The sequence below is a fragment of the Streptomyces marianii genome, from assembly GCF_005795905.1.
Classification (GTDB): domain Bacteria; phylum Actinomycetota; class Actinomycetes; order Streptomycetales; family Streptomycetaceae; genus Streptomyces; species Streptomyces marianii.
Genome location: NZ_VAWE01000001.1, coordinates 5,001,844 through 5,015,132 on the forward strand (window position 1 = coordinate 5,001,844; position 13,289 = coordinate 5,015,132).

The window sequence follows — 13,289 nt, forward strand, 5'->3', positions numbered from 1 at the left end:
GGCGGACCGGCCCGCTTCTTGACATGCCCCGGGTGATACAAAGAAGCCCCGCTCGACTGACGTGACGTTGCGGAAACCCATGTCCGATTCGCTCCATTTCCAAAGGTGCATGCCCGAGGGAATCGCGGGGGAGGCCGGTCGGGCAGCGGGCCGCACGAAGGGGGAGAGCTGATGACTCAGCCACCCAGCCAGCAACCACCGCAGGGAGGCCCCGGGTCTCCGCAGGACCCTCCGCAGGGCACCCCCCAGCAGCCCGCCCAGTCGCCGCAGGCTCCGCCGGTGCCGTCGCAGAACCCTCCGGCCCAGCCCGCCGGCCCGTCGCAGGACGCGCAGCCCGGGTACGGCTACCCGCAGGCAGCCCCGCAGCCGGGGTACGGCTATCCGCAGCAGGCTCCCGGCCAGCCCGGCCAGCCCGGTCAGCCCGGTCAGCCCGGCCAGCCCGGCCCGTACGGTCAGCCCGGCCCGTACGGCCAGCAGTCCGGCCCGTACGCCCAGCCGGGGCCCTATGCCCAGCAGCCCGGCCCGTACGGTCAGCAGCCCGGCCCCTACGTCCAGCAGCCCGGTCCGTACGGCGCCTACCCCACCCAGCCGCAGTACCCGGGCGCGCCCGTCCCGCCCCCTCCGGGCGGCGGCAGCGGCAACTTCTTCAAGGGCAAGCCCGCCGCGATCATCGGTGCGGCCGTGGCGGCGCTCCTCGTCATCGGCGGCGGCACCTGGTTCGCGCTCAGCGGCAGCGAGGACGCCCCCGGGCCCGACGCCAAGCAGACCGGCGGCCCGCAGCCGACCGGCTCGGAGCCGGTGGACCAGGGCGACGGCAGCGGCACCGGGCGCAAGGAGGTGGACGACCTCAACGCAGGCCGCAAGGACGGCGAGTCCAAGGTGCTCTGGCTGGCGAAGAACGACGTCGACCTGCCGCGCAACGGCGCCGAGGTGTACGGCCCGTGGTTCGCCGGCGACACCGTCGTCAAGGGCATGTACAAGGAGGTCGCGGGCTACTCCGTCGACGACGGCAGCAAGAAGTGGAGCCTGCCGCTGCCCGCCGAGCTGTGCGCGGCGCCGGTCCGCGGCACCGACGACGGCAAGCTCGTCATCGCATACAAGGACGGAACCGGCAGCAAGGCCAACTGCACCCAGCTGCAACTCGTCGACCTCAGGACCGGCAAGGCGGGCTGGAAGAAGACGATCACCAAGAAGGGCGCCTTCGACCTGCTGTCCAGCCTCACCCTGGCGATCAGCGGCAACACGGTCACGGCCGCCCGCACGGGCAACGGCGAGGCGTTCCGGATCAGCGACGGCTCACCGCTCTTCGGCAAGCTGCCGGGCAACTGCCAGCCGCAGGCGTTCGCCGGCGGCCCGAAGCTGATCGCCGCGGAGACCTGCCGCACCGGCGACTACGACAAGACCCAGGAGCAGCTCCAGGAGCTGGACCCGACCACCGGCAAGGCCAGGTGGACGTACAAGCTGCCGGTCAACTGGCAGGTCGACAAGGTCTATTCGGTCAGTCCGCTGGTCGTCTCGATGTCGCAGCCCGACCAGAAGAAGTGGAGCGTCGTCGCGCTCAACGCCAACGGGACGCTGCGCTCCCGGATCGACGGCGGCACGGACCGCTACCAGCCGCGCTGCGGCGGCGGCTTCGTCGTCTTCGGCGAGATCCTCGAGGGCTGCGTCGGCGTGGCAGCCGACGCCGACGCCTTCTACATGGCGACCGAGCCGAAGGAGGGCGGCACCGCCCGCACCAACGCCGTCGTGGCGTTCGACCTCGACACCGGCAAGCGCAAGTGGCGTGCGGACGCACCCGCCGAGCAGATGATGATCCCTCTCCGCATGGAGGGTTCGAACGTCCTGGTGTACCTGGAGCCGAAGTACGATTCGGGCGGCGCGGTCGCGACGCTCCCGCCGACCGGCGGCAGGCCCACCGTGCTGCTGCAGAACCCCGCGTCCACGTCCTCGATCGAGCGCACCTTCTGGAGCCCCAGGCTCGCCTACCACGACGGCCGGTTCGTCATCGCGAGCGGCCGGGTCAGCGCGAGCAACGACAAGGAGGAGAAGGAGACCAAGACGATGATGGCCTTCGGGAAGTGACCGCGTCCCGCTGGACGCCCCGACCCGGACCACCGGAACGAATCGTTTCCTTCCCATATCCCCCCAGAGGTACGCAGGCATGACGCAACCACCCCAGCCCCCGCAGCACCCGGGCGAGCAGCCGAACCAGCCCCCGAAGCAGCTGGGTGAGCAGCCGAACCGGTCGCCGCAGCAGCCGTCCGGGCAGCCCCAGCAGCAGCCCACTCCGCCCTCGCAGCAGCCCGCGCAGCCCCCGCAGGGCGGCTTCGGCGCGCCGCAGGACCCTGCCCCCGGCCCTGCCGGTGGGACCCCCGCTCCGGGCGGCTTCGGCGCACCCACCACGCCGCCGCAGCAGCACGGTTACGGCTATCCGCAGAGCCCGCCCCCCGGTCAGCCCGCCGGTTACGGCTATCCGCAGACGCCACCCGGCCAGCAGCCCGGTTACGGCTATCCGCAAGGCCCGCCCCCCGGTTACGGCTACCCGCAGGCACCGGGCCTGCCGACGCAGCCGATGGGCCAACAGCCCTACGGCTACGGCTACCCGGGGCAGCCCACGCAGCATCAGTACGGCCCGCAGCAGCCGGGCGGTCCCGGCGGCAAGAAGCCGAACACCCAGATGCAGATCATCATCGCCGCGGTCGTCGCCGTGGCGCTGATCATCGGCGCGGGCGTCTGGTTCGCCGCCGCCAAGGGCGACGACGACAAGGGCGGCAATGCCAAGGGCTCCAGCCAGGGCGCGGACGGCGGCAAGGACAAGGCCCTCGGCGGCGGCAGTGAGAAGGCGCCGTCCAACCCGGCGGCAAAGGTCGCCTTCCAGCTGCCCCAGCCGAAGGTCACCGACGTCACCGACGTGAGCGGCTCGTGGGTCACGGACTCGCTGTACGTCAAGACCGGCATCAACTCCGTCGTCGGATACGACCTCACCAAGGGCACGGTGAAGTGGACCCTTCCGCTTCCCGGCCAGGTGTGCGCCGCCTCGCGCCACGCCACGGCGGACCACAAGACGGCCATCGCCTTCGAGCCCGCCAAGCGCAAGCCGCCGCGGAACTACGAGAAGTGCACTGAGGTCGGCGCGATCGACCTCACCACCGGCAAGCTGCTGTGGAGCAAGTCGGCCACGGGGTCCGGCGACGACAAGGCCCGCTTCAACGAGGTCACCCTCAGCGGCGGCACCGTCGCCGCGGGCGGCACCGACGGCGGAGCGGCGTTCGACCTCGCCACCGGCGCCGTCCGGTGGAAGCCCCAGGTCAACGCCGAGAACTGCTTCGACATGGGCTACGGCGGCGGCCCCGCCCTCGTGGCGGCCCGCAAGTGCGGCGACTACGGCAGCCAATATGTCGTCATCCAGTCCCTGAACGCGCAGACCGGCGCGCCGGCCTCCTCGTTCAAGATGCCCACGGGCGTGGAGTACGCGAGCATCGTGTCCACCAAGCCCCTCGTGGTCGCCGCCGACGTCGGCGACACCGCCGGGGACGGCAGCGGCATCTCGGACTTCTTCGTCGTCGACGAGAAGACCGGCAAGCTGAAGGTCAAGATCTCCGCCGACGCGGACCGGTTCGCCGCACGCTGCGGCTCCACCGAGGTCGAGACCTGCCGGCACATCGTCGTCGGCAACAACCGCCTCTACCTGCCCACCGAGGAGCACGAGGGCAGCGGGGAGTACGGCGACACCAACGAGATCGTGTCCTTCGACCTGACCACGGGCAAGCCGACCGCCGACAAGGCGGATGCCGGGGACCGGTACACGATCTCGCCGCTCCGCATGGACGGCGGCAACCTCATCGCCTACAAGCGGCCCCCGTACGACAAGGGCGGGCAGATCGTCAGCATCGACGGCGGCACCTTCAAGCAGACGGTGCTGCTGGAGATCCCGTCCGAGGAGTCAGTCCGCGAGGCGGAGTCCAGTTTCAGCGAGGACTACTCGGAGATCCTCTACACCGACGGACGGCTGTTCATGTCCGAGACCATGCTCAGCAAGCGGAGCGGATCGGCCTCGCGACAGGAGTATCTGGTGCTCTCCCTGAGCACGAACTGAACCACCGGTGCACGAGTGACGGAGGTCCCCCGCCCGTACGGGCGGGGGACCTCCGCCGTTCGTCAACTTGCCCCGAACGACATGCATTTCACCGATCCGAGGGATTTCTGATGCGTAGGGCAGCGCAACGTCGAACAAGCGTGTAGCTTGCCGGATCAGTAGTGCTGGGGGCGGGGGGCCGGCCCCAGGGGTATGGGGGGTTGCTCGATGGGTGTGCGGCTCATGGTGGTCGACGACCACCGTTTGCTGGCCGAGGCGCTGGCCTCCGCGCTGAAACTGCGCGGACACCGGGTGCTCGCCGCGGCGGCGCCGACGGCGGGGGCGGCCGAGCTGGTGGTGAGCAGGGCGCCCGAGGTGTGCCTGCTCGGGACGGCGGCACCGGCGGAGCCGGGCGCCTTCGACCCCATCGTGCGGATCAAGCGTGAGCGTCCGCAGGTCGCCGTGGTGGTGCTCGGCCCCGTGCCGTCGCCGCGCGGGATAGCGGCCGCATTCGCGGCCGGCGCGTCGGGCTATGTGCGCCACGACGAGCGGATCGAGGGCGTCGAGCGGGCCATGGCCAAGGCGCGGGCGGGCGAGGCGGCGGTGGCGCCGCAACTGTTGCAGGGCGCGTTCACGGATCTGCTCAACCCGGCGGCCCAGCCGGACGACGAGGGTCGGCGGCTGCTGCGCATGCTGACCCCGCGCGAGGTGGAGGTGCTGGTGCGCGTCGCCGAGGGCGAGGACACCCGGCTCATCGCCGCGGGCATGGGCATAGCCCCCAGTACGGCACGCACGCACGTCCAGCGGGTGCTGATGAAACTGGGCGTCGGCTCCCGGCTGGAGGCCGCGGCCCTCGCGGCCCGCACGGGCCTCCTCGACCACGCGGCGAGCCACCCGCCGCTTCCAGCCGACCCGGAGCTCGACGTGGACTGAGGGCGCCCGGCGCTGCTCTCCTACGACTGCCGCGCCGTCGTCGTCGTCGGCGGCGCCGACGCCGACGCCGACGACGACCGTCGGCCGCCACCACGTCCGAGATCCGGCACGACCGGCTCCTCGGCGACGCCGTCGCCATCGCCTCGCACCGCCAGGGCCGCACCCACCACCCGCCCGTCGGCGAGTGCCCCCTCTGCCCGTCCGGGGACGGGCGGCTCAGCGAGATCCCGGACAGTGACTACGACGTCGTCGTCCTCGAGAACCGCTTTCCGTCCCTCACGGGAGGGAACGGACGCTGCGAGGTCGTCTGCCTCACCCCCGACCGCGACGCGTCCTTCGCCGCGCACCGCGCCGCCACCGGCCGGCCGCAGATTCTTCGACGACGTCGTCGCCCGCGAGCTGGAGCCCGCCGCCAGGGTCGTGCTGGCGGGCGACCGCCGGCTCGCCTTCGTGCCGTACGCGGCGCACCGGCCCTACGAGGTGCACCTGTACCCGCGCCGCCGGGGGCCGGACCTGCGCGCTCGACGACGCGGCGCGCACAGAGTCCCCACAGGTCTGTCTGGAACTCTTGAGGCGCTTCGACCGGATCTTCGGTGCCGACCAGCCACCGGCGCCGTACATCGACCCCGGCACCGGGCCCCGTCCGACGACGGCGCACGCACTGCCGCCACGCGCGGCGGGCACGGCGGGAGCGAGGACCACGCGCTGCGCCTCGAGCTTTTCACCGGCCGCCGAACTTCCGGAAAGCTGAAGTTCCTCGCCGGTTCCGAGTCCGGCATGAGCGTGTTCATCAACGATGTGCCGCCGGAGGCAGCAGCCCGGCGACTGCGAGAGGTGGCGAGCGAGTGAGCAAGTACCTGGTGACGGGCGGAGCCGGCTATGTCGGCAGCGTGGTGGCCGCGCACCTGCTGGAGGCGGGGCACGAGGTCACGGTCCTCGACGATCTGTCCACGGGTTTCCGCGAGTCCGTCCCCGAAGGCGCCTCCTTCGTCGAGGGCCGGGTCCAGGACGCGGCCCGCCACATCGGCCCGTCGTACGACGGCGTCCTCCACTTCGCCGCGTTCTCGCAGGTCGGCGAATCGGTCGCGCAACCCGGCAGGTACTGGGAGAACAACGTCGGCGGGACGATGGCGCTGCTCGCAGCGATGCGCTCCGCGGGGGTCCGCAAGCTGGTCTTCTCCTCCACGGCGGCCACCTACGGCGAGCCGCTCTCCACGCCGATCACCGAGTCCGACCCGACGGCGCCGACCAGCCCGTACGGCGCCACGAAGCTCGCCGTCGACCACATGATCAGCGGCGAGTGCACGGCGCACGGACTGGCCGCGGCGTCCCTGCGGTACTTCAACGTCGCCGGCGCCTACGGCGACTGCGGTGAGCGCCACGACCCCGAGTCGCACCTCATCCCGCTCGTCCTCCAGGTCGCGCTCGGCACCCGGGAGGCGATCTCCGTCTTCGGCGACGACTACCCGACGCCGGACGGCACCTGCGTGCGGGACTACATCCATGTCGCCGACCTCGCCGAGGCCCATCTGCTCGCCATGGACGCGATCACTCCCGGGGAGCATCTGGTCTGCAACCTCGGCAACGGCAACGGCTTCTCCGTCCGCGAGGTCGTCGAGACCGTCCGCAAGGTCACCGGCCACCCAATCCCGGAGACCGTCGCCGCCCGCCGTGCCGGAGACCCGGCCGTGCTGGTGGCCTCCTCCGCCGTGGCGCAGGAGCGGCTCGGCTGGTCCCCGTCGCGGCCGGACCTCGCGGGGATCGTCGCCGACGCCTGGGACTTCGCCCGCTCCCGGCGAGCCGGCACGTGAGTGTCGCCGAGCGGTTCCGGGAGCTGTACGGGTACGGGCCCGAGGGCGTCTGGGCCGCGCCGGGCAGGGGCAACCTGATCGGTGGGACACCGACTTCAACGACGGCTTCGTCATGCCGCTCGCCCTCCGCACACCGCGGTCGCGGTGGCGCGCCGCACCGACGGCGCGGCACGCCCTCGGCGACGGCGCGTACGCGGAGCGGCGCACCGGGTGCGAGGCGGGTGCGCGGGCGCAGGGCGTGCGCACGCTGCGCGAAGTCGACTACGCGCAACTGCCGGATGCCCTCAGGAATCCGGGCGCGGCGCCCGCCGGGGTGCGGCCTCCGGCACGTCGACTCAAAAGGCGTCCTCAGCCCAGCAGTTGCGTGAGGCGCTCGAGATCGTCGCGTACGAACTCCTGTTCCTCTGCGGTGAGGTGGACTGCGGTGGCCGCGACGAGCGCGGACGTCGCGGCGTCATTCTCGCCGAGGCGATCTGCGAGGTCCGCACGCAGCACGAGAAGGCGAAGCAACTGCACGGGCGTGGGCCGCTCGCCCTGACGGCGCAGCGCCCGGTCGATGATCTTCGCGGCGCCTGCCGGGTCGTCCCTGGAGTCCGCAAGGAGGGACGCGTGGTGCAGGGCCCGGGCGAAGGTCTCCTTGGGGGCGGGCCGGTGCCGCTGGTCGCCGCTCGTCTGCTGCCCGATGCGGATGCAGTTGCCGCCCGGATCGGTCATGAGGAACTGCCGCACGCCGTGTGAGGTGTTCTTCAGCGGCCCGATTCGCGGCAGCCCGCGGTTCGGCACTCTCCCGTACGCCGCCTTCAGTCTGGACCGAAAGATCTCGTGCAGCCCGTCGACGTCATCGGTCTGGACGATGCACGTACTGAACGACTCGGCCGGCTCGTACTGCTTCATCCCGAAGAAGTGGAGCTGTATACCGCCGCGCTGGACGGCCGCGTACGGATTGGGGCTCTTCTGCTGGCAGGACACCTCGAACCCAAGGGTCGTATAGAAGTCGAGAACGGGCTGGATGGTCCGGCACGGCAGGATCGGAATGGTCTTCTCGCTCATACCCGCACTCTAGTCAAAGTTGAATAGAAGGCTGCGGGCGTTTCGGCGATCCGCTGAGAGGGCCTCGGCGCGCCCGCCTCCCGCGCGCCCGTCGGCTCAGCCGAGGTGCTTCGCCAGGAGGTACTCCGTGACGCCCGGCGGGTAGTCGGGCACCCGGCCGACGATCTCGTAGCCGTGCTTCCGGTAGAAGCCGGGCGCCTGGAAGTCCCACGTCTCCAGCCGGGACCAGGAGCACCCGCGGCCCACGCGGGCCTCGCGCTCGGCTGCGGAGAGGAGCTGGGAGCCCAGGCCCGCGCCGCGGTGCGGAGCGTCGACCCAGAGGAGGTCGACATGGAGCCAGCGCGCCCAGGTGCGGCCCGTCAGGCCCGCGGCCAGTCGGCCGGTCGCCTCCTCCACCACCCAGACCTGCAGGGGGACTTCGTCCTTGTGCGGGCTCACCGCCAGGGCCCGCATCGCCGGGGAGCGCTGGGAGTCGGCGGCCTCGAGTCTTTCACCGAGCAGGCCGAGGCGTTCCTTGTCGACTTCTGTCTCAAAACGAAACATGCGGCACACCCTAAACACGGCGTCCGGCCAGTTCTGCAAATGCCCTTCCCCTCAGGGCCGCCTTCCGTACTCTGAAGCACGTGCACCGGTGGGGGCCGGTGCTGATCAGGGGGCGAGACGGTCGGGTACGACGCCCGGGGCGGGGTATCGGTCAATCGCGGCGGCGGCCGTGACGGCCCACCCACTCCTACCGGGCGCCGTGCCCGTCGACGCGTGGCCTCCGCCGGAAAACGCAGCCTGGGGGTGTCTGTGGTTCGTATCCGGGTCCTCGTCGTGGACGACCACCGAATCTTCGCCGAGTCCCTCGCGGCGGCACTCGCCGCCGAGCCGGACGTCGAGGTCGCCGCGGCGGGCAGTGGCCCGGCCGCGCTGCGCTGCCTCGAGCGCGCGGCGGCCGAGGGGCGCAGATTCGACGTGATGCTGGTCGACGCCGATCTGGGGATCGCGAGGGCACCGGGTGGCCCCGTGGTCGCGCGGGCCGTCCCCGACAACGGCGACGGCTTCGTCGACGGGATCTCCCTGGTCGCCGCGGTCCGCACCGCGCGCCCTGCGGTGCGGACGGTCGTGCTCGCCGAGAAGGACGACCCGCGCCGGGCCGCGCTCGCGCTCCAGGCCGGCGCCTCCGGCTGGGTCGCCAAGGACTGCTCCCTACAGCGTCTGCTCACGGTGATCCGGGGCGTCCTGCGCGATGAGACGCATCTGCCCCCCGCGCTGCTCACCGGCGTGTTGCGGGAGCTCACCGCCGCGCGCAAGCATCGCACCGAGAGCGAGCGGCTCGTGGAGTCGCTCACCCCGCGCGAGCGGGAGGTCCTGCGGTGCATGGTGGCCGGACTGGGCCGCAAGGCGGTCGCGGAGCGGCTGTTCCTCTCCCCGCACACCGTGCGCACCCATATGCAGAACGTCCTGGGCAAGCTCGGAGTCCACTCGACCCTCGCCGCGGTGGCGCTGGCCCGCCGGGCCGGGGTCGGCCCCGCAGAACTCGCGCCCTCAGCTGGGGACGTTGTCGAACGGGGCGGTCAACTGGCGTAGCAGACCGGCGAGTTCACCGCGCTCCGCACGGGACAGCTCCGCCAGGATCGCGCGTTCCTGGGCGAGCAGTCCGGCGAGCGCCTGATCGGCGCGGTCCCGCCCCTCGGCGGTGAGCCGCACCAGCACACCGCGACGGTCGCTGGGATCGGGAAGCCGCTCGACCAGGCCCTTCTTGGCGAGCCGGTCGATGCGGTTGGTCATCGTGCCCGATGTGACCAGGGTCTGGGTGAGCAGCTGGCCGGGGGAGAGCTGGTAGGGCGCCCCCGCGCGCCGCAGCGACGTCAGGACGTCGAACTCCCAGGGCTCCAGATTGTGCTCGGCGAAGGCGATCCTGCGCGCGCGGTCGAGGTGGCGCGCGAGTCTGGAGACGCGGCTGAGCACCTCGAGTGGCTCCACGTCGAGGTCGGGGCGCTCGCGGCGCCAGGCAGCGACCAGTCGGTCGACCTCGTCCTCCATGACGATCAGTGTAAAGGGTCTGTCGACATGAAGTCTCTTGACGTCAAGATATGTTTGGATGGACCATTGGGCATGGTCGGGCCGGGGCCCCTGTTCCGGTTCCGATGAACGTTCCTGCAAGGGGGATCGAACATGCATTCCGTTCCAACCTGGGATCCACAGCAGTATCTCCGTCACTCAGGCCATCGAACCCGCCCGTTCCTCGATCTGCTCGGCCGTATACCCGAACTGCCCCACGGAAACCGCCCGCCTCGCATCGCCGACCTCGGCTGCGGCCCCGGCAACGTCACCGTGCTCCTCGCCGACCGGTGGCCGGACGCACGGATCACCGGATTCGACCTCTCACCCGAGATGCTCGCCCGCGCCGAGAAGGAGTACGCGGGCACCACCAGCGGCGGCGGCTGGATCGACTTCCGCCCTGCCGACGCCGCCCACTGGACCCCCGACGAGCCCTACGACCTCATCGTCTCCAACGCCGCGCTCCAGTGGGTGCCCAACCACCCCGAGTCCTTCGCCACCTGGGTCGACGGCCTCACGCCCGGCGGCACCCTCGCCTTCCAGGTGCCCGGCAACTTCACCTCGCCCAGCCACGCGCTGCTCGGCGAGCTCTGCGACACCCCGCAGTGGCGCGACCGCCTCGCCGACCAGGGGCGCCGCTTCGTCCACGTACTGGACCCGGCCGACTACCTCCTCCGGCTCGCCGACCTCGGCTGCGCCGCCGACACCTGGGAGACGACCTACCTCCAGCTGCTCACCGGCGAGGATCCCGTCCTGGACTGGGTGAAGGGCACCGCGCTGCGCCCGGTCCTCACCGCGCTCGACGGGGATGAGGAGGCCACCGACGAGTTCCTCTCCCAGTACCGCGATCTGCTCCGCAAGGCCTATCCGCCCGGGCCGCACGGAACGGTCTTCCCGTTCCGCCGCATCTTCGCCGTGGCCCGCAAGCCGCTGTAGGCCCGTAGGGAAGGGACACGTCCCTGTGCTGACCACTCTTGACCACGTCCAGCTCGCCATGCCCGCGGGCTCCGAGGAAGCCCTGCGGGCGTACTACGGCGGCGCTCTGGGGATGACCGAGATCGCCAAGCCGCCGTCGCTCGCCGTCCGCGGCGGCTGCTGGTTCCGGACCGGCGACGTCCAGCTGCACCTCGGCGTCGACCCCGAGTTCCGGCCCGCGCGCAAGGCCCATCCGGGGCTGCGGGTGACCGCTATCGAGACGTTCGCCGAGCGCCTGCTCGCCCACGGCGCCGAGGTCGTCTGGGACGAGGCGCTGCCTGGCCACCGCCGCTTCTTCTCGAAGGACCCGGTGGGCAACCGGCTGGAGTTCCTGGAACCGGTGGAGTGACCGGCCCGGCCGCCCGGCCGGCGTCCCTCCCGCGACGAGCGGCGAACCGGACGCCGGCCGGACGCGGTGTCCGCTGGGGGATCGGCGCGGTGCGGGTGCGGAGATCGGCGCGGTGTCCGCCGGGGGGTCGGTGCGGTGCGGGTGCGGAGATCGGCGCGGTGTCCGCTGGGGGGTCGGTGCGGTGCGGGTGCGGAGATCGGCGCGGTGTCCGCTGGGGGGTCGGTGCGGTGCGGGTGCGGAGATCGGCGCGGTGTCCGCCGGGGGGTCGGCGCGGCGCGTGGGCGTCATTCCGTGCACCCCGCCTCGCCGTGCACGCCCCCGACGCGACGCGACGCGACGCGACGCGACGCGACGAAACGAAACGCGACCCGCCGCGCGCCGCAGCCGCTCAGCTCTTGCGGTGTCCTATCAGCCGCGGCTTCTGCTCCAGCCCGTCCAGCCCGTGCCAGGCCAGGTTCACCAGGTGCGCCGCGACCTCCGCCTTCTTCGGCTTGCGGACGTCCAGCCACCACTGACCCGTCAGCGCCACCATCCCCACCAGCGCCTGCGCGTACAGCGGCGCCAGCTTCGGGTCGAAGCCGCGGGCCTTGAACTCAAGGCCCAGGATGTCCTCGACCTGCGTGGCGATGTCGCTGATCAGCGACGCGAACGTACCCGTGGACTGGGCGACCGGCGAATCACGGACCAGGATGCGGAAACCGTCCGTGTAGGTCTCGATGTAGTCCAGCAGCGCGAACGCCGCCTGCTCCAGCAGCTCCCTCGGATGCCCCGCGGTCAGAGCCCCGGTCACCATGTCCAGCAGCTGGCGCATCTCCCGGTCGACCACGACCGCGTACAGCCCCTCCTTGCCGCCGAAGTGCTCGTACACCACCGGCTTGGAGACCCCGGCCTTCGCCGCGATCTCCTCCACCGACGTGCCCTCGAAGCCCTTCGCCGCGAAAAGCGTGCGACCGATGTCGAGCAGCTGCTGGCGGCGCTCCGCCCCGGTCATCCGGACCCTGCGCCCACGCCGGGGCTTCTCACTGCTGCTGGTGCTGCTGCCGTCGATCGCCACGCCCTCAATCATGCCGCCTCCGCGGCTTCCTTCCGGCGCCGGGCGGCAATCCGGTCCGCACTCGGCCAGCGCACGTCGTACGCCCAGCCCGCCTTCTCGAACCAGCGGATCAGCCGGGCGCTGGAGTCGATCTGCCCGCGCTCGACGCCGTGCCGGGCGCTCGTCGGGTCGGCGTGGTGCAGGTTGTGCCAGGACTCACCGCACGACAGCACAGCGAGCCACCACACGTTGCCCGAACGGTCGCGCGACTTGAACGGGCGCTTGCCGACCGCGTGGCAGATCGAGTTGATCGACCACGTCACGTGGTGCAGCAGTGCGACCCGCACCAGCGAGCCCCAGAAGAACGCGGTGAACGCGCCCCACCACGACATCGTCACCAGACCGCCGACCAGCGGGGGGATGGCCAGGGACACGATCGTCCAGATCACGAACTGGCGCGAGATCGCCCGGAGCGCCGGGTCCTTGATCAGGTCGGGCGCGTACTTCTGCTGCGGCGTCTGCTCCTCGTCGAACATCCAGCCGATGTGTGCCCACCACAGGCCCTTCATCAGTGCCGGGACCGTCTCGCCGAAACGCCACGGCGAGTGCGGGTCGCCCTCGGCGTCGGAGAACCTGTGGTGCTTGCGGTGGTCGGCCACCCAGCGCACCAGGGGGCCTTCCACGGCCAGCGATCCCATGATCGCCAGCGCGATCCGCAGTGGCCGCCTGGCCTTGAAGGAGCCGTGGGTGAAGTAGCGGTGGAAGCCGATCGTGATGCCGTGGCAGCCGATGAAGTACATCGCCACCAGCAGGCCGAGGTCGAGCCAGCTCACACCCCAGCCCCACGCCAGCGGGATCGCCGCCAGGAGCGCGAGGAAGGGCACCGTGATGAACATCAGCAGGGCGATCTGCTCGATCGAACGCTTGCTGTCGCCGCCCAGCGTGGCGGAGGGGAGATCGGGTGCGGACGACTTCCGGGCGTCGTCGATCACATCGGGACTCGTGGTCATGGGGTGT

12 protein-coding genes and 2 pseudogenes are annotated in these 13,289 nt (G+C 71.5%); 9 read left to right on the plus strand and 5 right to left on the minus strand.

The annotated features are described in order from the left end of the window. Positions 1-171: 171 nt before the first annotated feature. The 6 genes and pseudogenes from FEF34_RS22620 to FEF34_RS22645 form a co-directional block, all read left to right on the plus strand. Positions 172-2,082, plus strand: coding sequence for an outer membrane protein assembly factor BamB family protein (locus FEF34_RS22620; protein ID WP_171053048.1), 1,911 nt, complete (start codon positions 172-174; stop codon positions 2,080-2,082). Positions 2,083-2,161: 79 nt separating this feature from the next. Further along, on the plus strand, positions 2,162-4,096 hold the full coding sequence (locus tag FEF34_RS22625; RefSeq protein ID WP_171053049.1) for an outer membrane protein assembly factor BamB family protein: 1,935 nt from the start codon (positions 2,162-2,164) through the stop codon (positions 4,094-4,096). A 207-nt stretch (positions 4,097-4,303) separates the two neighbouring features. Continuing rightward, positions 4,304-5,008 carry a helix-turn-helix transcriptional regulator gene (locus tag FEF34_RS22630; RefSeq protein WP_138054777.1) on the plus strand — a complete coding sequence of 235 codons (705 nt, stop codon included), beginning with the start codon at positions 4,304-4,306 and terminating at the stop codon, positions 5,006-5,008. Positions 5,009-5,034: 26 nt separating this feature from the next. Next, a pseudogene (locus FEF34_RS43085) lies at positions 5,035-5,857 on the plus strand (galactose-1-phosphate uridylyltransferase). Next, on the plus strand, positions 5,854-6,819 hold the full coding sequence (galE, locus tag FEF34_RS22640; RefSeq protein ID WP_138054778.1) for a UDP-glucose 4-epimerase GalE: 966 nt from the start codon (positions 5,854-5,856) through the stop codon (positions 6,817-6,819). The pseudogene FEF34_RS43085 and the gene galE overlap by 4 nt, the downstream one beginning before the upstream one ends. Then, a pseudogene (locus FEF34_RS22645) lies at positions 6,783-6,993 on the plus strand (galactokinase family protein); the annotation flags it as partial. The gene galE and the pseudogene FEF34_RS22645, both read left to right, overlap by 37 nt. Before the next feature lie 174 nt (positions 6,994-7,167). Here FEF34_RS22645 and FEF34_RS22655 read toward each other — a convergent pair. Together FEF34_RS22655 and FEF34_RS22660 are read right to left on the minus strand one after the other, a co-directional pair. Beyond that, on the minus strand, positions 7,168-7,869 hold the full coding sequence (locus FEF34_RS22655) for a bleomycin resistance protein (RefSeq protein ID WP_138054779.1): 702 nt from the start codon (positions 7,867-7,869) through the stop codon (positions 7,168-7,170). A 96-nt stretch (positions 7,870-7,965) separates the two neighbouring features. Next, positions 7,966-8,412, minus strand: coding sequence for a GNAT family N-acetyltransferase (locus FEF34_RS22660; RefSeq protein ID WP_138054780.1), 447 nt, complete (start codon positions 8,410-8,412; stop codon positions 7,966-7,968). A 249-nt stretch (positions 8,413-8,661) separates the two neighbouring features. Here FEF34_RS22660 and FEF34_RS22665 point away from each other — a divergent pair, with 249 nt between their 5' ends. Continuing rightward, positions 8,662-9,441, plus strand: coding sequence for a LuxR C-terminal-related transcriptional regulator (locus FEF34_RS22665; RefSeq protein ID WP_138057661.1), 780 nt, complete (start codon positions 8,662-8,664; stop codon positions 9,439-9,441). Here the strand turns inward: FEF34_RS22665 and FEF34_RS22670 are convergent. Then, positions 9,400-9,897 (minus strand): MarR family winged helix-turn-helix transcriptional regulator, encoded by a 498-nt coding sequence (locus tag FEF34_RS22670; protein ID WP_138054781.1) that lies wholly within the window; start codon positions 9,895-9,897, stop codon positions 9,400-9,402. The two genes, FEF34_RS22665 and FEF34_RS22670, sit on opposite strands and share 42 nt — an antisense overlap. A 132-nt stretch (positions 9,898-10,029) precedes the next feature. Between FEF34_RS22670 and FEF34_RS22675 the strand changes: the two genes are divergently transcribed. Further along, complete coding sequence (locus tag FEF34_RS22675; protein ID WP_138054782.1) at positions 10,030-10,851, plus strand: trans-aconitate 2-methyltransferase; 822 nt, start codon at positions 10,030-10,032, stop codon at positions 10,849-10,851. A gap of 25 nt (positions 10,852-10,876) precedes the next feature. Continuing rightward, positions 10,877-11,239: a VOC family protein gene (locus FEF34_RS22680; protein WP_138054783.1), complete on the plus strand. Its 363-nt coding sequence runs from the start codon at positions 10,877-10,879 to the stop codon at positions 11,237-11,239. Between the two features lie 388 nt (positions 11,240-11,627). On the opposite strand, the gene FEF34_RS22685 is transcribed toward FEF34_RS22680, so the two are convergent. Beyond that, positions 11,628-12,305 carry a TetR/AcrR family transcriptional regulator gene (locus FEF34_RS22685; RefSeq protein ID WP_138054784.1) on the minus strand — a complete coding sequence of 226 codons (678 nt, stop codon included), beginning with the start codon at positions 12,303-12,305 and terminating at the stop codon, positions 11,628-11,630. Further along, entirely contained in the window at positions 12,302-13,282 is a 981-nt protein-coding gene (locus FEF34_RS22690; protein ID WP_138054785.1) for an acyl-CoA desaturase, read from the minus strand. The genes FEF34_RS22685 and FEF34_RS22690 overlap by 4 nt, the downstream gene beginning before the upstream one ends. Positions 13,283-13,289: the final 7 nt, after the last annotated feature.